Source organism: Psychrobacter coccoides, from assembly GCF_017498085.1.
GTDB classification, from domain to species: domain Bacteria; phylum Pseudomonadota; class Gammaproteobacteria; order Pseudomonadales; family Moraxellaceae; genus Psychrobacter; species Psychrobacter coccoides.
Genome location: NZ_JAGBKM010000001.1, coordinates 82,841 through 108,120 on the forward strand (window position 1 = coordinate 82,841; position 25,280 = coordinate 108,120).

The following is a 25,280-nucleotide window of genomic DNA, read 5'->3' on the forward strand; positions in this document are numbered from 1 at the left end:
AGTAGACTGAGCGATACAGTGAAGTGTCATATTACGTGATTATCCAATCAAATCCAAAACATAGAGACTGTCCTTACTTTTAGTGAAATCTAAGTAAGGACAGTTTTGTGCGTTATCTATAATTTTAATTACAGATAACGTGATATAACGATAAATGGCCTATGGGAGACTACAGGCTGCCATCTGCACCGGTAGGATTGATTTGTACAGCAAATACCATCGCTGCATATTTCTGCGGTGCTAAGCTGGTTACCGTACCACTAATAGCAGTAGAATCAGCTGTTGCTCCATGAGCATTGTCTGCGGGCAATGCATTTGCATCAGCGACATTGGCGAGCTTGACAGTATAAGCAGGAGTAGTGGTTGACGTGAGCACTTGCGCTTTGTTATTAAAGCGATCTGTCGTATCCGTTATGACAACATCATCGAAAGTAAATCGTGCATCTGCCGCTGAGAATTGATTAAATGCCGTAATCTTATAGACGATACAATCACCAGGTTCGGCGGCGACATCATCTTGTGTAAATGTGAGGGTAGCGCCAGCGGCACAAGCTTTATTTAACGCTTGTTTTTTATCAAGCTTCAGACCTTTTACTTGCGTTTTGTTTTTGACCAGACGCTCACCTGTGGTTGGTACATCATTGCCGCCCAATACCATGGCCACGGTGATATCTTCCGTGGTACCCAAGACCGCATCGTTAGACTCTACTAGGTAGTTAACCGTAACCGTAGAGCCTGGCGCCATACCAGTCCAAGGTGGCGCGCCATCTTTAGGTACAGCATTGGTCAGGTCATTATCACCATTAATATCCCGTAAGATGGTGTAAGTGACGTTAGGAGTCGCTGGATTATTATCAGCATCATATACCAGTTCAACGGAACCTGTGACTACAGTAACTTTGTTATTGGCGTCTGGAGCAATCGTGAATTTCACTTCATCTGCTTCATCACCTTCTACTTCTTGCCCAGTGTTTTGAATGACAACAGAATGAGTGACTAAAGTAGTGTCTCCAGTATTGGTAGGGATTTCTTTGGTAGTTGGGTTGATAAGACTGATGGCACGCTGGTTGGCAACCAAAGGCGCTGCAGAGTCGCTACCAGTAGCTGTACTAACGGTGCCATCTGTGACCTCACTATCATCACTGGCTGGATAAAACTCATCAGTGTTTTGCTGAGGATCAGTACTGTCCGTACTGTCATACATGACTACGTTTTCACCAAGGTTTAAGGTGACAGAAGCGTGGTTAATGGTGTTTTTGGGTTCTGCAAGTGGTTCGTCTTTATCCTTTTGCACATCAAAGGTAATGGTTGCTGTTTCACCAGGTGCTAAATTCAATAAAGTCACTCTGATACTATCATTCGCCGTACTGCTGCCTTCGCCTTCAATGCCCGGTACGATAGTGGCATTATTGCTAACACTTAGGTTTGGTTGATCCGCTAGACGTAGGCCTTCTGGTAGACCATTAAAAACAGTAATATTGTTCGCATTCACTGCATAGTCAGCGCTATCATCGTTCTTAACTGTTACGGTATAGGTGACCTTGGAGCTTGGATCATTTAAGTTTAGGGTGCTACTTGCCTTACTGGTGATCTTAAATACAGGTAGTTTGGTTTGACTGTTATTGATATTAGTGAGCGGTGTTGCGTCAGCGTTATTAGCAGTATCTGTAAAGAAGGCGCTTGAAGCTGATAGGGTTAGGTTTTGAGAGTTACCACCAACGTTCCCAGTTGTTTTTGCAGCGATTGAAATCTCAGCACGCTCATTAGGCTGTAGGATGATGTCAGTATTTTTGAACTCAGTGCCAGTCACGGTAGTCGTGCTTATATCTGTACCTTCTGCATTATAGATGGTATAGGTAACATTGGTAGCATCTAGATCATAAGCGCTTGTTGGGTCTTGACCAAACTCTGTACCTGGAATTGTACCGCCCTGAGCCAAGTCAAGCGTATAAGTATCTTTTACGTTACCTGAGTTGGTTAAAGTATGGTTAAAGGTTACTCGGCCTTTAGGCGTGACAGTCAAGTTACGGTTATAGTCATCGGCAGCATTATCGTCGTCGTTTTTAGCGGTTAAACTAAAAGCGGCACTTTGAGTGATATTGACGGTTACTGGATTGGACTCAACAGGCGTTTGTTCGACATTGCCGATTTTATAGGTAGCACTGGCTATGTTTTCGATGGTAGGCGCTGACTCAGCTACGACTTCTGCTGCATTTGCAATATTGTTAATACCAAAGGCTGCGGCGATGCTGACTGTTAATACTGAGTACTTAAAGGTACCGGATTTCATCCAGAGATTCTCCTGATTAAAAAAACGAAAGACAAAGGTCAAAGGAGTTAGTTAACGATGGTATTAAGTGATACGTCTGCTGATTTTTTCGCAGGAAGTAATTTGATATTCCAGCGAAGTGCTTTGTATTCAGATAATGGGACTTTGACAAATTTGCCGTCTATTTTGCGCATAAGTGGCATCTCAGCATAATTCTTGCCATCGATACTTGCTTGTGCACTGCTTGGTTGAGCCTCACCGGTAAATGTCATACTGGCAGGTATAGGGAGGGTCACAGTAACGTCGCTGATAGGTTGATCAATGACATTGGTGTATGTAGCACGGTACTGTACGGTTTCACCCTTCTGAGCATTTGATGCTGAGATATAGCTAATTTCGCCATCCGCAGATTTTACAATTTTGTTAGCCTGTAGCTCCATCTTGAGCGCATCTGCTGCATAGGATATGTTGATCAAGCATGCAGATGCTGTCGCTGCGATCAGAGCCTGGCGTAAAAATTGAAAAGGTTTCATATAAAATTCCTCAATTGGGTACTTTTTAATCAGCAATAATCATGCCATTAATAAAAGTATAATTTGTAAAAGGTGGGTTTTTGATAAGCGTGCTACGTTAACCCCTTGTTTCTTAAGGCATTGAGTGTCAGTGATCAATAAGACGTTATCATAATGGTATTGGTCATACACCTTAAAGTGTATGACTGTGAATTGCGTTTATGGCGCTGTGTTTTTAGCACCATACTTGGTATTAAAGTATAAAGTTGCTTGGCTTGGCTCTGTAGAGTCTGTTGGCGTTTTTGATAAGTTAAAGCTCTCAGATATGATGGTTCCGTTTTCACCAATAGGCGCTGAAGTATTGGTGCTTCTAAACACTGACGAAGGGTTTCCTAACGGTTTTGGTAAATTGAATACAGACTCAACGGGGCTGCGTTGCAAAGAGTCGCTAATTTTGACTTCGTTCAAGTCAACGTGGCTACGGTTGTAGGCTTCTAACTTATAAGCAATACAATTACCAGGTTCAACATTACTAGCAGGATTACTACTAAAGCCTGTCGTTGGTTGGTTGGTAGTGGCAATATTCAGATAATTAAGAGTGCTATCACAAGTGTGTATGTATTGGGATTTTTTGAGCACCAATGCAGTATTCGCTGCCTTCACTTCACCGAAATCAAGATTACGGGTGACATTACCTGAGCTGTCTTTTTCGGTTTTATAATCATAGACATTAGGGGTTAATGCAGTTTCTTGGGTATTGACCGTTGTGTCTTCGCTATATTCCCAAGCATTCGGCTCTGTCTGTACCAGACATACCTTTGATTTACCAGCTAATGCACTTGGAGTCACGCTGAAGCTATATCTACCTATACTCGCAGCTACATTTGACACAGGTTGAGGGTTTGGTGAGGTCGATACGATATTGTTGCCATTGCAGTCCGTAAGACGGATTCGTAAGGCGCTGTTAAAGATACCTGATTCATTGTTATCAAACACACCATTGTAGTAGTTACTATTACCGGTAAAGGTGGCAGAAATGTCCTGTTTGGTACTGTCGTTGGCCGTGATGCCGCCATTATCGTTAAAGACAATACCTGAAAACGTATAAACTAATGGCACAGATGGACTATTGGTAATAGTACAAGTGATTTCATCACCATAAGTGGCGTTAGTAAGCGTGAATGAGCGAGTTTTAGCAGTGGCATCATAAGTCATCTCTGCAGTAGGCATGACCGTGGTGCTGCCAGTCGTGGCGTTATTACAAATGTAAGCGGCATTATAATTAGCAATATCACCGTCATTTTGAGTGTTGATAACACGCTCAGTAATGGTATAAGTATCATTGGCTGTCAGGTCCACAACACCACTATTATCGTTAGTGACGGTTTGCCCCGTACCTGTAGTAACAAAAGTCTCTATCGCTGCCGCGCCATTGTTGATACTGATTGAAAACTGATCACGGTTGTTATTATTGTCATTGACACGATTACCATCGAGCTGTTTTTGAACAATGAGCTTGGGAGGCGCCAGACAGAAGTAAAAGTCTGAGTAACCCACAGCGTGTGGACTGTTTCTTTGTGTATAAACATTGCTATGCTTTAGATTAAGAAGGACATCAGCAATGTTGTAACCCCAAGCTGCATCGATGGTACACTCACCTGCACCACAGTTCTCTCCTTGACGAGCTCTTACGATGTCTCTAGCACGGTTGGTAACGTGAAAACTAAGATTAAAAGTCAATTGTCCATTATTAGCAGAGACATCAACCTGTTCGATGTATGGTACTAGCCTAGAGCTTATAGTAGAGTCTAAGTCTTGTATTTTATAACCGACTTTACTCACTGGACGATTGATGCTGATATCCAAACTATGGTTGGTTCTGGCAGCAGGGGAGTTGTGAACCAAATTCAGCGCTGATCTAGTAGCGCCATTGATAGATCCATAAAAGGGAGGTGTACCACCATAGTTGTTATTTAAGTCTAAAAGTAGGGGGAAGTTAATTAAAAAGGTCTTATTACCAGAGGCTTCTACAAACGTAAAAGTTCTGGAAGGGTTGCCATTGGTCCAACTGAAATTCTGAGAGTTCATAGGACTATATGCTGGCGGGTTTGCGCCAATATAGTACATCTTATGGTTAGCTGGGCAGCTACCTACTGGAGAGGTTGGTGGAGTTGATGGTAAGAATGGATTGGCATAAGTATGTAGACTGCTGAGGCTTACTCCGATGAGTAAAAAAGTAGATATTGCCAAGCTTAGTGCAGGCGGTATGTCTGTATGTTTTTTCAGGCCAGTACGGCTGCTGTCATGCATCTTTTGTCCTCGAAGCTAAATATATACCGAGTCGAAAAGTAGGGTTGTTTATATTAAACCTGCATAGCCTACTGGTTGTAGTGTATGCACCTTCTTACTACTCATGTTTTAACATTGGAATTATTTTAAAGACCACTGTCTTAAGTGATTAAGTTGTTTATATGATAGATAGCCATTAAAAAGAACGAATGATAAAAACCATCTAATTTAGAATGGGTTATGCAAAAAACATGCCAAAAACCAAGCACTGTTATGGAAAGAGATTTTCTCAGACGGTATTGATAACACCAAGTTTATATTAGCGCAAAAAAAGAAGAGTGGATGCATTTTTTGTCAGCTGTAATAGTGGCATGAGGAATTACAGACAGTTAAAAATAGTAATTTTTTGTGTGTACTGTGCTTTCTATCTTAGTATTTATAATGAAATGTTAATTGTGATAAATATGAAAGATAAATAAGCGTATGGTGTCTAGAATAAGATAAATGAGGTTCTGACAGGATTAAGAGGTATTCACAAAGCACCTCAATAATCTACAAATATTTATTATCTTGCTAATCGTTATTTATTTAAAAAATACTTGTTATGTCGTCATTTCTTTATAGCCATAAACATTTGCGTCGTAAGCGTCTATAATGAATAGACATCATGACGTAATGGTCAAGTATATAAAAGTGACTGCTTGGTCAAGATGGCTATGGATGTTTATCAATCTCATATCCATGTGCCTGCACAGTAAATTACTATCGATCGAGAGGCAGCAGACAATGAAATGCTTGAACATGATTCAGACACCAAACAAGTAAACCGTTATCTCTTCAAATTGTTAAATAGACCTGCCAGTTGGTAGGGATGACTGACCTAAAAGGATAAAAAAATGAATTATTATAAGGATGCCGATAGCACCGAAACCCAAGAATGGCTAGATGCTTTTGAATCTGTCATCAAGCATGCTGATAAGGATCGGGCGCAGTTTTTATTAAAAGCACTGTATAACATGGCGGTGCAAGAAGACTTGCCGTTCAACCGTCTTGATACTGCTTATGTCAATACTATCGCTGTCGAAGATGAGCCGATGTATCCAGGGGATTTGGGCATCGAGCGTAAGATTCGTGCTCTGATTCGCTATAATGCCTTGGCGATGGTGATGCGTGCCAACCAAAACGACGACGATCTAGGTGGTCATTTAGCGACATTTGCTTCAAGTGCGACGCTTTATGAGACTGGGTTCAACCACTTTTTCCGAGCAGCCAACGACAATTTCGGTGGCGACATGGTCTATTATCAAGGCCACTCAGCGCCCGGTATTTACGCTCGTTCTTATCTAGAGGGGCGCTTGACGGAAGAGCAGCTAGAGAACTTCCGCCGTGAAGTAGGCGGTAAAGGTCTATCGAGCTATCCACACCCATACTTGATGCCGGACTATTGGCAGTTCCCGACCGTATCAATGGGTCTGGGCCCCATTATGTCGATCTATCATGCCCACGTACATCGTTATATGGAAAACCGTGGGTTGCTCGAACGGGAAGATCGTAAGATTTGGACGTTCTTAGGAGATGGCGAGACTGATGAGCCAGAGAGTCTGGGCGCAATCTCCCTTGCCGGTCGTGAGAAGCTGGACAATCTTATCTGGGTGATCAACTGTAACTTACAGCGTCTCGATGGTCCGGTACGGGGTAATGGTAAGATTATTCAAGAGCTTGAGTCCGTGTTTCGTGGCGCCGGCTGGCGTGTGATCAAAGTGATCTGGGGCGGTAAGTGGGATACGCTACTGGATAAAGACCATACAGGCGTGCTTCAGTACCGTATGGAAGAGGCGGTCGATGGTGAGTATCAGTTATATGAAGCACGTACGCCTGAGTTTACCCGTGAGCATTTCTTTAATAAATACCCAGAGCTCAAAGAGATGGCCGATGAGTTATCTGATTATGATATCTCACGCCTAAACCGTGGTGGCCATGATCCAATGAAGGTCTACGCTGCCTTTAGTGAAGCCATGAAAACCAAAGGCCAGCCAACTGTTGTTTTGGTCAAAACTGTAAAAGGTTATGGCTTGTCGACGCAAGCACAAGCGGTCAATAAATCGCATCAAATCAAAAAGCTCGATCATGAATCGTTGATGTATTTCCGAGACCGTTTTGAGTTACCGTTTACAGATGAGCAGCTAGAGACGCTACCTTTTTATCGTCCTGAAGAAGATTCGGCAGAGATGAAGTATCTAAAGGGTCGCCGTGAAGCGCTAGGTGGTCATCTGCCTAACCGCCGTAGTGGTCATATTCCGCTGAATATTCCTGATATCTCAATTTTTGATCGAGTGTTACAAGGCAGCAAAGGTAAAGAACAGTCGACGACCATGGTGTTTGTGCGTCTACTGTCGGCCATGCTAAAAAATAAAGACATTCAAGATCGCGTGGTGCCAATCGTACCTGATGAGGCACGCACCTTTGGTCTAGAAGGTATGTTCCGTCAAATCGGTATTTACTCTGCTTCTGGACAAAAATATACCCCTGAGGATAGTGAAGCCTTGATGGGTTATAAAGAAGCCAAAGATGGCCATATGCTAGAAGAAGGCATCAACGAAGCGGGCGCCATGAGCACATGGATTGCCTTGGCAACCAGCTACTCTGTCAATGCGCTACCGATGATTCCGCTATATATTTATTACTCGATGTTTGGTTTTCAGCGAGTGGGCGATCTGGCTTGGGCGGCAGGTGACTGTCAAGCGCAAGGGTTTTTACTCGGTGCCACCGCTGGCCGTACCACGCTAAATGGTGAAGGCTTGCAGCATCAGGATGGTCATTCACAAATCCTATTCGGTGTCGTACCAAACTGTGTGACTTATGATCCTTGCTTTGGTTATGAGCTAGCGGTCATCATGCACGACGGTCTACGCCGTATGTATGGCGATGGTGAACGTGTCTATTATTACTTGACCTTGATGAATGAAAACTACGAGCAACCTGCCATGCCAGAGGGCTGTGAGGAAGGCATCAAACGTGGTATGTATTTGCTTGAAGACAACAACTCCAGCCAAGTACAGCTGTTAGGCTCTGGCGTTATCTTACGTGAGGTACAAAAAGCGGCGCAAATTTTAAAAGATGAGTTTAATATCAATTCTAACGTCTGGAGTGTCACCAGCTTTAATGAATTGACCCGTGATGGTATGGCGTGTGATGACTACAACCGTCTGCATCCAATGGACGAAGAAAAAGTGCCATGGGTCACTGAACAGCTGGCACCGCATAAAGGTATCGTGGTAGCTGCGACTGACTATATGCGTAACTACTCAGAGCAAATTCGTGGCTGGCTGCCTGATAACCGTCCTTATATCACGCTTGGTACCGATGGTTATGGTCGCTCAGACACACGTGAAAAACTCCGTAGCTTTTTCCATGTGGATGCCGCTCACATCGTGGTAGCGACACTGAAGCGCTTAGCAGACGAAGGCGAGGTAGAGATGCGTTTGGTCAAAGATGCAATCTCAAGCTTCGGTATCGATGCTGATCAGCCACCAGCATGGCAGCAGCAGCCGCATTATGACCATTTCCCTGATGCGCCAGCGCCAACTCCTGACAATATTAATCCAAATCCTGTGCCTGAGTTTGTCGGTGAAGATGATGATGAAATCAGTAGTGAAGGCCGTGCGGAAGATAAAGCCGACGCCCAATTGCTCAATGATGATGACGTCCAAGAATAACAACGACAAGGCAATCATAAGATAAGGAGAAATATCATGGAAATTAAAGCCCCCGATTTGGGTGTAGACAGTGCCGAAGTCAGCGAAATTATGGTACAAGTCGGTGACGTCATCGAAAAAGACGACAACATTATTCTGATAGAGTCAGACAAAGCTTCAGTCGAAGTACCAAGCTCGGCAGCTGGTAAAGTGACCAACATCAATGTCGAAGTTGGTGATCAAGTCAGTGAAGGCACTGTGCTGATTGAGCTTGATAGTGATAGCAGTGCTGATGAAGAGCAAGCACCTGCCGCTGAGGAGCAGTCAGCAGCGCCGCAAGACGAATCACAAGAGGCAAAGTCAGCAGACGAACAAGACAAGCAGACAGAATCTGAGTCACAGCAGTCTAAACCTGCTGCTGCAGAAGCAGGGCAGGCGACGACTCATGCGCTACCAGACCTGGGTGTCGATGAAGCGCAAGTGGCTGAGATTATGGTTAGCGTTGGTGATACCATCAGCGCCGATCAATCAATATTGTTGATTGAGTCTGATAAGGCTTCTGTTGAAGTGCCTGCTCCAGAAGCAGGTAAAGTCGAGAAAATCTTGGTAGAAGCGGGTGACATGGTCACCAACGGTCAAGACTTTATCGTCATCGTAGGTGACGGTGGTGCTGAGACTGATACCAGTGAGACAAAAACCACTGATTCGCAAGCACAAGACAGCTCAAAGGATAATGAAAAACAGTCGCAAGCAGCCGATGCTGGCAAGCCAAAGCAACAGCAGACAGAGTCTCAGTCTGCACAAACACAAAGCAAGCCACAACAGCGCAAGCTGACAGAAGCACAAGTCAATGAAAAACTAACGGACGTTTATGCAGGACCGGCAGTGCGTAAGCTTGCCCGTCAATTGGGCATTGACATTACTCAAGTCAATGGGTCGGCATTAAATGATCGTATCCTAAAAGAAGATCTGTTTGCCCATGTTAAGGACAAGCTCAGTACGCAAAAGGCAGCCGCTGCTAGCGGTAATGTCGTTAGTTCAGGTCTGCCAAGCTTGCCTGATATGAGTAATGCTGAGATCTGGGGTGAGACTGAGACTCAAGATTTGAGCCGCCTGCAAAAAGTGTCGATACCGCAGCTCAACTACAATACCTATCTGCCGCAGGTCACGCAGTTTGATGTGGCAGATATTACGGATACTGAAAAGCTCCGTGGTGAGCTAAAAGGTGGCATGAAAGCCGAAGGTATCGGCCTGACGATTTTGGCATTTATTGTCAAAGCAACGGCTCACGCCTTGACGCAGCATCCTCGTTTCAACAGCCATCTCAGCGATGATAATACGCAAATCATCTTGCGTAAGACCGTCAATATGGGTATTGCAGTGGCGACAGATGATGGTCTGATTGTTCCAGTTATCAAAGATGTACAGGATAAGGGCATCAAGCAGATTGCCATTGAAATCGGGGAGCTGGCCACAAAAGCCCGTGATAAAAAGCTGGGCACTAAAGACTTACAAGGGGCGAGCTTTACCATCTCAAGTCAGGGTAACTTGGGCGGTACCGCCTTTACGCCACTGGTGAATTGGCCGCAAGTCGGCATCTTAGGGGCTTCAGAAGCGACGATGCAACCACGCTGGAATGCTGATAAGCAGACTTTTGAGCCACGTTTGATGCTGCCACTGTCCTTATCTTATGACCATCGTGTCATTAATGGTGCTGATGCAGCAGTCTTTACCCGTTATATCGCAAGCTTACTGGCTGATCCACGTCGTATTTTGCTATAGGCTTAATGTTTTTATGACTGGGTTAAAAAGATCACTTCGGTGGTCTTTTTTTTGTGCCATTTTTAATCCGTTTAGCAGTTTGGCGATTAAATTGAGGACCTGCCTTAGTCGATCGATTGAGAGTATTGAAAAAACAGACACAAAAAAGCCGGCAATGAAGCCGACTTTTTATGGTTTGTAACGCTAAACTGTCTTTTTATTATTAGAACTGTTTTACAAACGCAACGCCGTATACCCAAGGGCTGATATCGACTTCACCGATATCTGTACCGTTTAGGCTAGCATCAGTTTTGATGTCCATATAGCGGGCATCAATACGGAAAGACTCAGTTTCTGCAAATGGGATATCAACACCGATATGACCAGCCACACCAAAGCTATCGTCTAGATCTAAATCAGCACCACTGCCATCATAGATTCTTTCTTTAAAGAAAGTCGTATAGTTGACACCAACACCAACGAATGGCTTGACATTCATTGGCATATTGTAGCCATCGAAGTGGTATTGTACAGACAGCGTCGGTGGTAAATGCTGAGTTTTGGCATCAATTTGATCGCCATTAGCAGCAGTTAGGGTAATGTCATGATGAAATGGAATTGCAGCAAGCAATTCGATACCAACGTTATCAGCGATAAAGTATTCGCCACTGATGGTTGGGCGGACGTCGCTATCAACATCAACAGCTAATCCACCATCTAGAGTGCCGTTGTCACTCTTAGGGTCAACATAGTGTGCGCCAGCAGCCACAGACCAAGTACCAGCAGGTACAGCAAAGGCAGTGGTCATAGTAAGTGCAGTAGCAGCGGCTAAAACTAGGGATTGTAGTTTCATCACGAAGTTCCTTAATATATAAAGGGTTGTCAGTAACCACTTGATTGGGATTATCAGTTACTGATGGATAGGGTTACAGTAAACATATAATCTGTGACCTCTTATATTTATTATAATACAAATTCATTACTAACGGTAGTGAGTTAGATGTAAATATGCAACATAGTTATTTTATCTATACAATAATAGGTTTTTTGTCTTTTGACGACTACTGCTCTAGTTATGGTAGAGTTCGGGTCAATATAGAACGATGTGAAGTGATAATAAATTATGATGGGTTATTGTAGTAACTCGCCTTTGAGATGTGTCAATGCGCAAACATTGGTTGTCATCAATGAAAAAGACAACTGCTGTCCTGAGTGTGGGTTGTTTTTAGTACCCACTAACGATACGAGCAGTAATGCTTTGGTAGAGTTGCAGAATTTGTATTTAAGCTTAGGGTTTATAGCGATTATGACACTGGCTTTGGTTTATATTGGTTATAAGAATTTTGTGTAATCAGTGTTTTAAGAACGATTTCATTATCTAATTGCGGTGTTATGCCGTATGGGGACGGCATGCTATTTCGATACATAAAGCGTTTGCGACATATCACTTATAATATTTTACAAAATGAGGCGCATGATACCTTAGTCAGCCGTTACGTTGATTATTTTTTAATTGCTTTAATTTTGACGAACGTGACCGCTGTGATCGCAGAGTCGGTTGATAACTGGTATTACCCTTATCAAGAGTACTTCACTTTATTTGAAAACTTCTCCATCGTTGTGTTTTCAATCGAGTACTTGTTGCGTTTTTGGAGTATGGCAGAAGCCAAGCCTGACCATACCACTTGGCGTCAGCGCTGGGACTGGCTCAAAAGTCCGTCAGCCTTGATTGACTTGGTAGCGATCGCACCAGCTTTCTTAAACTTCTTTGTCAGTATTGATCTGCGTTTTTTACGTATACTGCGCCTTTTTCGTATCTTAAAGTTGACCCGCTATTTTGCTTCAATGCGCATTTTGTTGGTGGTCATCAGTAAAGAAAAAGGCTCTTTTCAAGCGGTCATATTTATTTTGATTATCATGATTGTGACCGCTTCTAGTGGTATCTATTTGGTAGAAAACCACGCACAACCAGAGGAGTTTGAGTCGATACCTAAGGCGATGTGGTGGGCCGTCGTGACCCTTACCACCGTTGGTTATGGTGATGTGACGCCTATCACCAATGCCGGAAAAATCTTGGGCGCTATTATTACTATCTTGGGTGTGGGCTTGGCGGCGCTGCCAGCAGGTATCTTAGCAACTGGTCTGGCAAATGAGCTTGCCCAACGCCGTGATGAGCTTGAGCAGCAGTTCCGTGAGTTTTTGGTAGATGGTGACTTTGATTTAGTACAAAATCAGATGATGATCGAGAAGATTCGCCGTGAGCTTGGGCTCGACAAGGAGCAAGCCCAAGATATCGTGCTACAGGTATTACGAGAGCAGGAGCTGGAGCGCCGTGAGAAAGAAGTACGAAAAAAGAACTTCTGTCCTCATTGTGGGGAGCCCTTAGAGTAATTACAGGGCTTTATGTGCGAACTGCCAGTGGCACAGGGAGGGCGCGTGCTAACTCATGAGCGACTTCTTGTGCGGCGTTTTGTAAGTCGCTAGCAGCTAAAGGTAGGTTTTGTAGCGTCATATGCCAATCATCCACTTCACGTTGTAAGCTGGCCGCCCAGATACAATGACAATCATGGGGCAGTTGTTTTAGATTGACCATAAAGGCACGATTACCCTCATCGTCGCTTAAGTGTACTTCACCAGCTTTTACCTTACTAAGCGGCTCTCCGTGATAGGAGCTGACCAGTAGTCCAATTTGATTGATATGGGCGGGTATTTTGGACAAGTAAAGACGAATCTGCTCTTGATCTAACGGTCCCTCGTATAAGGCTTGCTCACCACGATCCTTGCCATTTAGGCTGTCACCTTGATGGCGAATGGATTCTGTCTTATCACGCAACTGCTTGAACCATACCATGTCACTTATGTTGCAGTTATCATCGTAGAGCACGCAGGCCAGGTCGATATCGATGGCGCTTTGGTTTTTTTTGAAGCGTTTTAACATGCCTTTTGGCTCAGTTTTGGTAAACGCATAGTTTAGACCAAACAGTAGGGTGTCAGTGGTTATCCCTAATGCCTTGAGGCTGTCTGAGAGTATGGGTGCTGCATCAGAGGATAATGGCGAGCTGGTGGACATGACTTTCCTTATTTTAAATAGATAATGCTTAAAAGGTATAAATGGCCATATAGATTTTAAAATTCCTTGACTATATTTGGCAGATTGTTATCTGCAAAACATCAAAGTCAACAGGTAAAGACTTAAGAGTCGGTTTGCTGTTGATCTGCAAACTGGTCATCGACTGATGTAAGGTCTCGTACGGCTTGATACAGCAAGTCGGGCTTGGCATCAAGCAGACCGCTACCAAAACCTCGTAGCCACCACACCAGTTGAGAGGTTAAGTTGACTGTGGCATGGACGGTTAGCGTATCGTCATCGTTAAGGATGACTGTTTGATCCTCACTCAGTTTGCTTTCTGTCAGGCTTTTGCCCGCTCGTCTGGTGAAGTGCAGCTCAATTGCCGTGTTTTTACCATGGTCTGGCAGCTGACTTAATAGGGGGTGGGTAAAGCCCATACTGCCAGCTTCCAAGTAATCATCTAGGTGGAAATCCTCAGGGGTCTCAGCAGTACTTTCCAGTATCTCTACACGGGTAAATCGGTGTAGGGCGAAGGTACGAATGATGGTGTCTGGGTCATCAATACGAGTCGCTAACAAATAAATAATCACTCCGCGCTGGATGATGGCGACGGGATTTAACAGATATTCATAAGCTTCGGTTTTATTACTGCGGATGTAGTAGGCTTTGATTTGTAATTGATAAAATAGAGCGTGGTAAATGTTGTCTTTACTGTCCAAGTCAATATGCGGAGCGATTAGGGCTTGCGTCGCAGGCTCAATCCGTACACGGTCTATCCATGAGTGAGTGACTTTGCTGTTTTTTAGTTGTCGCCGTGCCAAGTCAAACCAAGGAAACAGCTCATCCAAAATGGCAGGCGGTAATAGCTGAGTGAGATTGGCTTCGACCATATTGAAGGCGACCGCTTGTGATAGATTCATATGCGGCAAGCTTTGTAGCGGGGCATCATCCTTCCAGCGCCAGCCTTGTGGGTTGGCGTTGTTTTTTTCGATAGGGAAGCGTTTGGCTAAGGCGTTTAGGTCTCGTTGTACCGTGCGCAAGCTGACATCAAACCCTGCCAGCTTGAGCTGCTCATAGATATGAGAGGTTCCTACCCAGCGGTTGCGCTGCAGCTGAGACAGCACTTGCCATTGACGTGCCGTGGTCGCAGCGCCATGACGACTGGCTGTATGGTCTGTGGTGAGAACGCTGGACTCATCGATCAAAGGCGTGGACAGTTGATCTGCCTGTAGCTTTTGAGTGTCAGGCGTTGAGTTATCGGTTGGCTTAGCGCTTGGGTCAATCATTAAAAGCTTACCTGTATTAAGTCGTCGGTCTCAGAGGCTAACGTAACGTCTGTTTTATTCAATGTCTATCTTATCAAAGATAAGTCAGTAATTTGAGTTATTCTGCTCTCTGTATATAGGGTATGTTCAACACGCCCTAGTCAGTTCGGAATAAAACCGATACGCTGATGTCACGGTGCTGCTGGCATAAGTCTAGTCTGCTGCGTAATACTCATCTCAGCAGCCTATGACCTGAGTGCGCCATTTTTATTTAGGATGGACTATAAATACTCTGTTTCTTTGGTCGTCTCGTCTTTATTGTCATTCGCATCTGGTTGGCGCTGGTTGTCTTTTTTTCGACGTTTCTTTTTGCGTTTCTTTTTTGCTTTCTTTTTGGCTTGCTTGTCATCATCATTATCTTCAGCGTTTTGGTTTTCATCCCATAACATTAGGCGGCGCAGAACCTTACCAAACAGAGTGTCTTTACGATAGCGGCCTTTTTTGTTTTTGGTATCGATGGGTAGGCCTGTCATTAGGGTGAGCGCCTGACTTAAGGTATGCACGCCATAGATACGAAACTGTCCTGCTTTAACCGCCGCAATAATGTCATCTCGTAGCATCAGTTGCTTGACATTGGCCATGGGTATGACCACCCCTTGTTGTCCTGTCAAACCTTGCTCGCAGCATGCATCATAAAAACCAGCGATTTTGGCATTAATACCACCGACAGCCTGTACTTCTCCCAACTGATTCATAGAGCCGGTAATCGCCAAAGCTTGATTGATAGGAGTATTCGCTAACGCTGATAATAGCGCACAGCCTTCGCTGACGGTTGCACTGTCGCCATCGATATGGGCATAGCTTTGCTCAAATGCTAATGAGGCACTGAAGTTAAGGGCGTGGTGTTGACTAAACAGGGCTCGCAAGTAGCTGGTCATAATCAGCATGCCTTTGGCGTGTAAGCTACCACCCAAATCAACGTCACGCTCAATATCCAAAACCTCACCACCACCGATATTGGGTTGAATCACTGCAGTGAGGCGTGCTGGCATACCAAACTCACTGTCGGCATAGCTGACGACGGTCAAAGCATTGACTTGGCCGACGGCCTTACCTTGTGTATTTAGCAATTGTTGACCGGTTTTGAGCTCATTCCAGTACAAATCACGTAAGTAGCCTGAGCGCTCATCCATGTCGCTAATGGCTTGAGTGACATGCGTGTTATTGACGATGTCTTTATTTTTTAGACGGGCATGACGACTGGACTCATGTAACAGCTTGATGAGGCGATCACTGTGCAGGCTGAGCCGATCTTGGTTTTCGGATTGTAGGCTCAGGTGTTCAAGTAGTGCTGCTTGGGCGCTATTATCAAAAGGCAGAAGCTTGGCATCATCGATGATATCTGCCATCTTAGCAACCAGTGCTAACTCATGCTCGTGGGTGCGAGGCACATCATCATGGAAGTCAGCACGCACCTTAAATACAGCATCAAACTCTGGCTCAAGCTCGAGCAGCTCATAGTATAAGTCAGCTTCTCCAAGCAAAATGACTTTGATGCTTAAAGCGATCGGTACTGGCTCTGAAGACAAACCACTTGCAAAGGCGGTATTTGATGCAAGAGTAGAGGGCTTGATAGTATGGGTTTGTAAGGCTTGTTTTAGACTTTGCCAAGCATAAGGCTGCTCAAGTAAATGACTGGCCTCTAATACTAAGTAACCGCCATTAGCACGGTGTAGTGCACCAGCACGTATCATGCTGACGTCGGTAGTGACTGTGCCCGATTGGATGGTTTGGTCGATATGCCCAAGTAGGTTTAGATGTGTCGGTAAGCTCTCAAAGATGACAGGGGTGCCACCATTGGGATCATGACTGACCATGATGTTGACAGTATATTGGCTTGGTGTGGTGGCCAGTTGTATACTGACCGCAGCTTCCTCATTGCCATGAACTATTTGCTCGGTATGCTCAGCCATATCGGCACACAAAGCGTCAAGATATGCTGTGACATCAGGTAAGCTGGAGAACGGCTGATGAATAGAGTCGAATAAAGGCCGTAATGTACAAGGTGCAATATCGTACTGTGATGCTTGTATGGTTTCTTTGACCTGAGTCCATAACTCACCCACCTTTTGCTGTAGTTGGGCTGCTTGTCCAGCTGGCAGGGCCAAGGCCAATGGCGTACGTGGATCGGAAAAATTGTGTACATAAACCCAGTCATTAGGCGCTGATGCATGGTCAGCGATTTGATGCAAGAGACGACTGATAATGGTACGTTTGCCAAGACCGTTTTCTCCAGCAGCAAACACATGATAGCCACTTGCGTCAATATCGAGCGCTGTGCGTAAGGCTTTTAGCGCTCGCTGCTGACCAAAACCTATATCTAAGTTTGGTGCTTGACGGGTATCGATTGGCAAGCTATCAGCATGACTGTAGCGTTTGAGTTGTTCAGCGCAGATTTGGCATTGTTGTGAGACCGCTGTATAGATTGGATGTGGCAGTGAGTCATCTTGCTTGCTTTTAGCTGATGAGGCGATAGGGGTCATTAAGGGTTTAGTCATATAAGTATGGTATTCGTTTTTAGGGGTGGCATATATTGTCGTCATCTGCAACTATCCAATAAGCAGCCTGCATGATAAAATAAACGGTTCACATGTCAAAACGGGATGGTTTTTTATATGTCAGCTTTCGCTAAAACCGCTGCATTGTCTGCAAATTCAGGTACTACAGATTCAGGTGTTAATAGCATAGATCCGACTGGCTTTGTAAAGCTTGGCGGGCAGTTACCCAAGCTGGCCACTATTTTAGCGCAGGCAGTCGATAAGCTCGGATTGACGCTAACTGAAGCGCAGCAGCGTGCTCTGTTATTATACTTAGATCAGCTCTTATTATGGAATAAAGCGTATAACCTGACCGCCATTACCCATCCAGAAGAAGCACTTATCAAACATGTCATCGACTGTTTGGCTATTATACCGCATTTACCGTCAGGGTCGTTATTAGATATCGGTACAGGCGCAGGCTTGCCAGCGGTTATTATCGCCATTTGTCAGCCTGAGCGCTCATGTACAGCACTCGATAGTAATCAAAAAAAGATTCGTTTTATCCGGCAGATCAGTAGTGAGCTTGGTTTAAGTAATGTGCAGCCCATCGCTTCTCGTATTGAAGCGCATGACGCCAGCTACGATGTGGTGACCTCACGAGCTTTTGCCAGTTTAATAGACTTCGTAGAAGTAGCGCAACCACGATTGGCCCCTAGTGGCCGTTTGTGTGCGATGAAAGGTAAGGCGCCTACTGATGAAGAGCGACAATCCCTTGCAGAGACATGGCAAATCAATACCATTAAGCTCAATGTGCCTGGGTTAAATGAGAGTCGTCATTTGATTGAAATGTTTGGCAAAAATGACTAAGCTATGTGCAGGTTTTAATCATGAAACATCCGGCACGTTTGTGGAACCTAACGCTGGTCTGTATTTGAATGTTCAACAGACTCTAAGCAGTATTTAAAATAATCAGTATTTAAAGCATCTAATACTTAAAGCAACTAGTATTTCAAGTAACCAGCCGTTATAGATCTTAATCAAATTGAGTGAATGTATGGAAATCATAGCCATTGCGAATCAAAAAGGCGGTGTGGGTAAGACCACGACAGCGGTAAACCTAGCCGCCAGCCTCGCTGCTAAACGCAAGCATGTCTTGCTGATTGACTTAGACCCACAAGGTAATGCGACCAGTGGTACTGGGTTAGACAAAAATGATTTGGAACTGACAATGGCCGATGTGCTGCTAGATGGGGTGTCTTTGTCTGATGCTATTGAGCGCAGCCCAGCTGGGTTTGATGTCATTGGTGCCAATAAAGAGTTGGCAGGCATGGATGTTACTTTGATGGGGCATACCAATAGTCATGAGCTGTTTAAGACAGCTGTAGCGGACTTGGTGAGCAGTCAACTAAAAAGCAGTAAAGACGCTTATGATTATGTGATTATAGACTGTGCGCCCAGCCTAAACCTGCTCACGATTAATGCGCTGGTTGCCACAGATGGTGTGATTATTCCAATGCAATGTGAGTACTATGCATTAGAAGGTTTAGCTGATTTGTCACAGACGATTGAGCGTTTAACTGAACTTAACCCTAAACTGCATATCCGTGGTGTGGTCAGAACCTTATATGATGCGCGTAATACACTTGCTCGTGATGTCTCGGCAGAGCTTGAAGCGCACTTTGGTGATTTGATGTACAAAACCCTTATTCCAAGAAACGTGCGTTTGGCAGAAGCGCCTGCTCACGGTCTGCCTGTGATTGCTTATGAGCGATGGTCAAAAGGTGCTCGAGCGTATCAAAAACTGGCAGCTGAAGTGATCAAACAAAGCCGCTAGGTATAAGTAGCAACAAATGACAACAAACGAATGGTCAAATAGTAAAGTAACCGCACTCTCAATTTAGTATGGACTATCGTAGGCTGTGGCGTTAGCTCAGCTTTAAAGCTTTACAAAAGCAAAACGCTCGGCTGAAAGCGCCAGCCTACAGCAGTATATTTAAGTCACTAAGAGTGGGTTAAAGCGTTTAATAAGTAACGATAGTTGTATGATTAAAGTTTTGTAAAGTTATCAACCAGCATTGGGCTTTTATTTTAGCGTTAGAGGATAGGTAATCATGGCGAAAAAACGAGGGTTGGCTGCCAATCGAGGTTTAGATGCCTTATTAGGATCAATCAAAAAAGAAAAGCAAATTGCCGCCTCTGCTTTGCAAGATGATACGGCGATGCCCAGCACTGAGCGGCATGACTCTAAAAGCGTTGATGCGACGCTGTCTGATGCTGGTCTAACGGATCATAAACCTACCACTCAAGTAGGTACTGCCAAATCTAAAACAGATGCGCTCAAGAGTAATAAGAAGGTTACTGCTGACAAAGCTACTTCAGCACCTCGTAATGCTCGCAGCGCTCTTAAGACACGTGGCGAAAGTGTCGACTCTAGTCTTTTAGAGGACCAAATTAGCCTGGTACAAATCGCAGTGACGCAGCTGCAGGCAGGAAAGTATCAGCCGAGGCGTGATATGAGTGAGACGGCATTAGCAGAGCTGGCCTCTTCTATTGAACAGCATGGTGTCATGCAGCCTATCGTTATCCGTCCGTTATTGGCCAATGAAGACAAGAGCTCAGCTGAAGTGACTCACGAAATCATTGCTGGTGAGCGGCGGTGGCGTGCGGCCAAAATGGCAGGCAAACCCGTGATTCCTGCCATTGAGCGTGCGCTATCAGATGAGCTGGCCATTGCGTTAGCATTGATCGAGAATATTCAGCGTGAAGACCTATCGGTCATTGAGCAAGCAGCTGCTTTACAGCGTTTTCATACCGAGTTTGGCATGAGCCATGCCATGATTGCAGAGGTGGTGGGGAAGGCACGAACCACGGTATCGAACCTGTTACGTTTAAATCAGTTGCATGATACGGTTAAAGAGCATTTGGCAAACAGTGCCCTTGATATGGGTCATGCACGCACACTTTTAGCATTATCATCTGAGCAGCAGCCCATCATCGCCCAAAAAATAATCGATGGCGGTATGACTGTACGTGACGCTGAGAAGTTGGTCAAATCTATCTTAAACCCTACCTCCAAAGCTGAACACAAAAAGCAGGCCCAGTCTCGTGATACTGAATATTTAACGCAGCGCCTGACTGAGATGCTAGGGGCTGAAGTGAAGCTTAAGCACAAAAAAGACGGCAAAGGCAGTGTAGAGATATTCTTTCATAGTCAAGATGAGCTATCAGCTTTGATCAAGCAGCTAGAAGCACAAGGCCAATAGTAACCTATAGGGTCATACTTTAAATCGCAAATAAAGCTTTTAGGCATTTTTCTTGCAGTAAATTGTAGATGCTTTTTATAGAGCAGCCGCTTTAAGTATCTAAACAATTGAATAAATATAAATAAGAGAGATGGTATGTGGGAGCTGGTAAAAGCCGGTGGTTGGCTGATGATGCCTATCGTTGTGTGTTCAATCGTTGCGCTAATCATCATTATTGAACGTAGTAGTACCTTGCAGTTTGACAAGATCGTGCCTAGACGATTGCGTGAGCAGCTGATTAATCGCTTGCGTGAAAATGGCGATATTGGTCGCACTCAATTGATGAATGTTAAAGAAAAAACACCCTTGGGTGATATTTTAGCTACTGGCTTGCTTTATCGTCAGTATGGTCTGGACTCGATGACCATGCACATGCAAAATCGAGCCAGTGTGCAGATTCATCAGTTAGAAAAAAACATTAATATGCTCGGAACCATAGGGGCTATTGCACCCTTGCTTGGTTTGTTAGGGACAGTATTAGGGATTATCTCTTCGTTTTTGGCCATTACAGATGGTGCCATGCAAGACCCAACGCTATTAGCAGCTGGGGTCTCGCAAGCTCTCATCACTACCGCTGCAGGTATGATCGTCGCAATACCAGCATTGGTGGCTTATCGTTATTTTCAGCGCCGTATTGTCGATATCAATGCTCAGTTTGAGACAGAAGCCGGACTTCTGATTCAAGAGCTTTATGACCATCAGCTGCTGGCGGATGCTCGTCCAGTTGGTACCGATGTAGCGATATCTATAGAAAAAGGCGCAGAACCAAAAAAGAAAGCAGAGGCCGAACTGGTCGATGTTGATGCAGAAAAGCCAATTCAAACAACGTATAAACCGGCAGCAACGACTTCTTAAAAGTTGTGAAATAAAAAGCTTTTCACGATCTATTTTACTTACAAGACCATGTTTATCTGAGATATCGTCATGCGCTTTAGAAAGCCTACTGTTGAACCACTTGAAATCAATTTAACACCGATGATTGATTGTTTGTTGTTTTTAATCGTGTTTTTGTTATTAGCAACTTCATTTAATCATTTTAGCCGCTTAAATATTGTCTTGCCTGAGGCTGAAGGCGTTGCGCATTCTGAGCAACTTGAGAGCATTGAGGTTGCGGTACAAGAAGATGGCAGTTATTTGGTTAATGGTATCAGTCTGGCTGACAGTAGTGAGGCGGAGCTGACCAACATGCTACGACAAGAGGCTGGTAATGAGCGTAATATGTTGTTTGTGATAGCCGCTGATGCTAATGCAACACACCAGTCTGTGGTGCGTGTTATGGATATCGCAGGTAAGCTTGGGTTTTTAAACCTAAATATCAGCACGGTTGTGCCTATGGGGCAAACGTTAGCACCATAAATAAGTGCCCATATGAACCCATAGTTACATGATTGCTAGTGTCATGAATGCGTTTTGTAATAATAAGATCTTCTTTAAGCAGTGGTGCCGCTGGTGTTACTGACTTGTCTATTCACATCTAAGCTGAGGCTTTTATGAGCCAATCTGAAGAACCTAAGACCTTTGATGCCACATCACAGGACTTGCCAATACCTAAAATCAAGACCTTACTGCGCCTGTTGAGCTACCTTAAGCCCTACTGGTGGGCGTTGCTGTTGACCGTTGTAGGGTTTGCCATCAATGCGGCGACTGAGATTTGGATTGCAAAGCTTCTCCAGTACATAACCGATGCGATCAATCAGAACGATCGAAGCAAGCAAGCTTGGTTTCCTGCTTTGATTATTATGCTGTTCTTTGTGCGTGGGGTGGGTAGTTTCTTAGGTAATTACTTCTCAGCCTTGGTATCGCGAAACCTAGTCTATGAGCTGCGGGTGCAGGTGTTTAATAAGCTATTGCGTTTACCAAGCTCTTTCTATTTAGCCAATCCAGCGGGAACTATCTCATCTAAGTTGATTTTTGATGTGGAGCAAGTGACTGCTGCTAGCACGGACTCAATGAAGACTCTACTACGTGATGGCTTGACCGTAGTCGCCTTGATTGGTTTTTTGCTCTATACCAACTGGCGTTTGACCTTGATCCTATTTTTAGTGCTGCCGCCGATACTTTGGCTGGTAAACTTTGCGTCTAAGCGCTACTTGAAGCTGTCCAAGGGCATTCAGGAGACAATGGGCGGTGTCAGTCATATTACCAATGAGGTGATCAGCGGCTATCAAGTGGTAAAAAACTATGGTGGTCAGGCGTATGAGTCGCAGCGCTTTGATGCTGTCTCAAAAAAGAATCTGCGCCAAGGCATGAAGGTGGTGGTGACTAATAGCATCAACACACCAGCTGTGCAGCTACTGATGGCAATGGCGATGTCAGTGGTGGTCTGGCTTGCTCTACGTCCGTCAGTGATTGATAGTATTACGGCAGGTGAGTTTATCTCTTATATCGCTGCAGCAGGATTATTGAGTAAGCCTGTACGCTCACTCACAGATGTCAATCAAAAGCTCCAGCGGGGTATAGCAGCCGGTGAGTCTATATTTGCCTTACTAGATGAGCCTGAAGAAAACGACACAGGCACACAAAGTCCTTCACTATCAGGAGATATCAAGCTAGATAATGTCAGTTTGGTTTACCCTGACAAGACGGTTGCGCTAACAGACTTTAATTTAGACGTTCGAGCAGGCGAGACAGTGGCTTTGGTTGGGCGTAGCGGGGCGGGTAAGTCATCGCTGGTTAATTTATTGACCCGTACACTTAGCACGACTTCTGGTCAGATTACGATAGATGGCGTGCCTATTGAAGATATCACTCTAGAGTCTTTACGGGCGCAGATTGCGATGGTCAATCAGCAAGTGGTGCTATTTAATACCACAGTGTTTAATAATATAGCCTATGGCAGTTTAGCCAATAAGTCGCAAGCTGAAGTAGAAGCGGCGGCCAAAGACGCCTTTGCTCATGAGTTTATCATGCAGATGCCAAATGGCTATCAGAGTCACATTGGGGCTGAGGGTTTGCAGCTGTCTGGTGGTCAGCGTCAGCGCTTATCGATTGCTCGGGCTTTATTAAAAGATGCGCCTATTTTGATACTGGATGAAGCGACAAGTGCGCTAGATAATGAGTCAGAGTTTTATATTCAAAAAGCATTGGATAATGTGATGCAAGACCGTACTACTTTGGTCATTGCGCATCGTCTGACAACGATTGAGTCGGCTGATCGGATTGCGGTGTTGGATGCGGGGCAGATTGTCGAGATTGGAACCCATGCTGAGCTGATGGAGAAAAAGGGCTATTACGCTCAGATGTATGCGCGTGATTTTGATATATAGCTAGTACTAAATAAAACAGATACGTTAATAGCGACGTGCCACTGGTATAAGTTTTCCTCGCTTGCTATGCGCTTTGCACTCCAGAGGCTTCGCAAAATTCATTCCAGTAGTACTATCTCTATCTTGTAGTGGGTTGGCTATAGTACCAAGCAGCTAAAATGAAGTAAGTAAATGGATGCAAATGGATGAGTATTGAAACTGCAATCACTGATGCTTGGCAACGAAAAGCCCCTTGGCTGTGGTTGCTGCTCCCTATAAGTTGGCTATACGGCAGTTTGATACGACTTAGACACCAAGCTTACAAGTTGGGATGGTTAGCAAGTTATCGGGCCCCTTTACCAGTGATGGTTATAGGAAATATTACGGTAGGGGGAAGTGGTAAAACCCCTTTGATTATAGCCTTGGTTGATCATTTGCAGCAGCAAGGGGTGAGGGTTGGGGTCATCAGTCGTGGTTATGGCGGTGACAGTAGTCAAATGCCTACATTGGTCACTCATGATAGTGTGCCAAGTGTGGTAGGAGACGAGCCATGTTTGATTGTCAATATGACCGCTGTACCAATGGCGGTATGTCCCAATCGTCAGCAAGCGATCGAAACCTTGCTCGTGTCATATCCTGATCTACAACTGATCATCGCTGACGATGGGTTACAGCATTATGCGCTGCAGCGTGATATTGAGTGGATTGTGGTCGATGTGACACGGGGCTTTGGCAACAAGCAGCTGTTACCAACGGGGTTTTTACGTGAACCCATGTCACGGCTACGCACAGCGACTCTGGTGTATCATGAACCATCAAATACAGCGTCGGCCTCTATCCGCCAAGAGAGTGTGGGTCAACGTTTGACGATGCAGCTACAGCCTGATGGTTTGCAGCCTTTATGGTCAAAAAAAGATACAGAAAGGCTGGGCTTGAGACTTTTATCAACCAAGATGTCAAAGCCTAGGGCTGGTGATACCGTGCATGCGGTAAGCGGTATTGGTTATCCAAAACGTTTTTTTGATACGCTACAATTGCTCGGGTTTGAAGTGATCGAACACCCGTATCCCGATCATCATGACTTTGATTTAACAGAGCTACTGCAGTATACGCAGCATCCAGTTGTGGTAACCAGTAAAGATGCAGTAAAAGTAAAAGCTGTCCTGTCGCAAGCGGCTACTACCAATACGCTAACTGATCAGCATCAAGCACTCATAAATAGGCTATGGGTACTGCCTGTCACCGCTAAACTGTCCACTGCCTGTTATCAAAGGCTAAAGCAGCAGTTAACGGATTTTGATATCACTGTGTCAGATTAACGAGCCCACACTT

The 25,280-nt window shown here is 44.7% G+C and carries 18 protein-coding genes; 11 read left to right on the top strand and 7 right to left on the bottom strand.

Features of this window, described 5'->3' with window-relative positions; genetic code table 11:
- Positions 1-169: 169 nt before the first annotated feature.
- From J3492_RS00465 to J3492_RS00475, 3 genes are all read right to left on the bottom strand, one after another.
- Positions 170-2,290 carry a hypothetical protein gene (locus tag J3492_RS00465; RefSeq protein WP_207988612.1) on the bottom strand — a complete coding sequence of 707 codons (2,121 nt, stop codon included), beginning with the start codon at positions 2,288-2,290 and terminating at the stop codon, positions 170-172.
- A 47-nt stretch (positions 2,291-2,337) separates the two neighbouring features.
- Positions 2,338-2,802 (bottom strand): hypothetical protein, encoded by a 465-nt coding sequence (locus J3492_RS00470; RefSeq protein WP_207988614.1) that lies wholly within the window; start codon positions 2,800-2,802, stop codon positions 2,338-2,340.
- Positions 2,803-3,000: 198 nt separating this feature from the next.
- Entirely contained in the window at positions 3,001-5,091 is a 2,091-nt protein-coding gene (locus J3492_RS00475; protein ID WP_207988616.1) for a hypothetical protein, read from the bottom strand.
- Between the two features lie 875 nt (positions 5,092-5,966).
- On the opposite strand from J3492_RS00475, the gene aceE reads away from it, so the two are divergent.
- Positions 5,967-8,786 carry a pyruvate dehydrogenase (acetyl-transferring), homodimeric type gene (gene aceE / locus J3492_RS00480; RefSeq protein ID WP_207988618.1) on the top strand — a complete coding sequence of 940 codons (2,820 nt, stop codon included), beginning with the start codon at positions 5,967-5,969 and terminating at the stop codon, positions 8,784-8,786.
- A gap of 36 nt (positions 8,787-8,822) precedes the next feature.
- A complete protein-coding gene (locus J3492_RS00485) occupies positions 8,823-10,547 on the top strand; it encodes a 2-oxo acid dehydrogenase subunit E2 (RefSeq protein WP_207988620.1) in 1,725 nt (574 codons plus the stop codon).
- Between the two features lie 202 nt (positions 10,548-10,749).
- Here J3492_RS00485 and J3492_RS00490 read toward each other — a convergent pair whose 3' ends face one another.
- Positions 10,750-11,379, bottom strand: coding sequence for an OmpW/AlkL family protein (locus tag J3492_RS00490; RefSeq protein WP_207988623.1), 630 nt, complete (start codon positions 11,377-11,379; stop codon positions 10,750-10,752).
- A gap of 270 nt (positions 11,380-11,649) precedes the next feature.
- Here J3492_RS00490 and J3492_RS00495 point away from each other — a divergent pair, with 270 nt between their 5' ends.
- Positions 11,650-11,877, top strand: coding sequence for a hypothetical protein (locus J3492_RS00495; RefSeq protein ID WP_207988625.1), 228 nt, complete (start codon positions 11,650-11,652; stop codon positions 11,875-11,877).
- Positions 11,878-11,936: 59 nt separating this feature from the next.
- The gene (locus J3492_RS00500) at positions 11,937-12,917 is read left to right on the top strand and encodes an ion transporter (RefSeq protein ID WP_207988627.1); all 981 of its coding nucleotides are present in this window, start codon (positions 11,937-11,939) and stop codon (positions 12,915-12,917) included.
- Between the two features lie 10 nt (positions 12,918-12,927).
- Here the strand turns inward: J3492_RS00500 and J3492_RS00505 are convergent, their stop codons facing one another.
- The 3 genes from J3492_RS00505 to J3492_RS00515 form a co-directional block, all read right to left on the bottom strand.
- Positions 12,928-13,596 carry a TerD family protein gene (locus J3492_RS00505; RefSeq protein ID WP_207988629.1) on the bottom strand — a complete coding sequence of 223 codons (669 nt, stop codon included), beginning with the start codon at positions 13,594-13,596 and terminating at the stop codon, positions 12,928-12,930.
- 122 nt (positions 13,597-13,718) lie between these two features.
- On the bottom strand, positions 13,719-14,882 hold the full coding sequence (locus tag J3492_RS00510; protein WP_207988631.1) for a helix-turn-helix transcriptional regulator: 1,164 nt from the start codon (positions 14,880-14,882) through the stop codon (positions 13,719-13,721).
- A 260-nt stretch (positions 14,883-15,142) separates the two neighbouring features.
- Positions 15,143-17,464 (bottom strand): Lon protease family protein, encoded by a 2,322-nt coding sequence (locus tag J3492_RS00515; RefSeq protein ID WP_243453009.1) that lies wholly within the window; start codon positions 17,462-17,464, stop codon positions 15,143-15,145.
- Positions 17,465-17,536: 72 nt separating this feature from the next.
- Here J3492_RS00515 and rsmG point away from each other — a divergent pair, with 72 nt between their 5' ends.
- From rsmG to lpxK, 7 genes are all read left to right on the top strand, one after another.
- A complete protein-coding gene (gene rsmG, locus J3492_RS00520; protein WP_207988633.1) occupies positions 17,537-18,268 on the top strand; it encodes a 16S rRNA (guanine(527)-N(7))-methyltransferase RsmG in 732 nt (243 codons plus the stop codon).
- A 187-nt stretch (positions 18,269-18,455) separates the two neighbouring features.
- A complete protein-coding gene (locus J3492_RS00525) occupies positions 18,456-19,235 on the top strand; it encodes a ParA family protein (protein ID WP_207988635.1) in 780 nt (259 codons plus the stop codon).
- 277 nt (positions 19,236-19,512) lie between these two features.
- The gene (locus J3492_RS00530; protein ID WP_207988637.1) at positions 19,513-20,664 is read left to right on the top strand and encodes a ParB/RepB/Spo0J family partition protein; all 1,152 of its coding nucleotides are present in this window, start codon (positions 19,513-19,515) and stop codon (positions 20,662-20,664) included.
- Between the two features lie 135 nt (positions 20,665-20,799).
- A complete protein-coding gene (locus J3492_RS00535) occupies positions 20,800-21,558 on the top strand; it encodes a MotA/TolQ/ExbB proton channel family protein (RefSeq protein WP_243453010.1) in 759 nt (252 codons plus the stop codon).
- Between the two features lie 69 nt (positions 21,559-21,627).
- Positions 21,628-22,059 (top strand): ExbD/TolR family protein, encoded by a 432-nt coding sequence (locus J3492_RS00540; protein ID WP_207988639.1) that lies wholly within the window; start codon positions 21,628-21,630, stop codon positions 22,057-22,059.
- Between the two features lie 134 nt (positions 22,060-22,193).
- Positions 22,194-23,969 (top strand): lipid A export permease/ATP-binding protein MsbA, encoded by a 1,776-nt coding sequence (msbA, locus tag J3492_RS00545; protein ID WP_207988641.1) that lies wholly within the window; start codon positions 22,194-22,196, stop codon positions 23,967-23,969.
- 185 nt (positions 23,970-24,154) lie between these two features.
- Positions 24,155-25,267 (top strand): tetraacyldisaccharide 4'-kinase, encoded by a 1,113-nt coding sequence (lpxK, locus tag J3492_RS00550; protein WP_207988643.1) that lies wholly within the window; start codon positions 24,155-24,157, stop codon positions 25,265-25,267.
- The last annotated feature ends 13 nt before the right edge of the window (positions 25,268-25,280 follow it).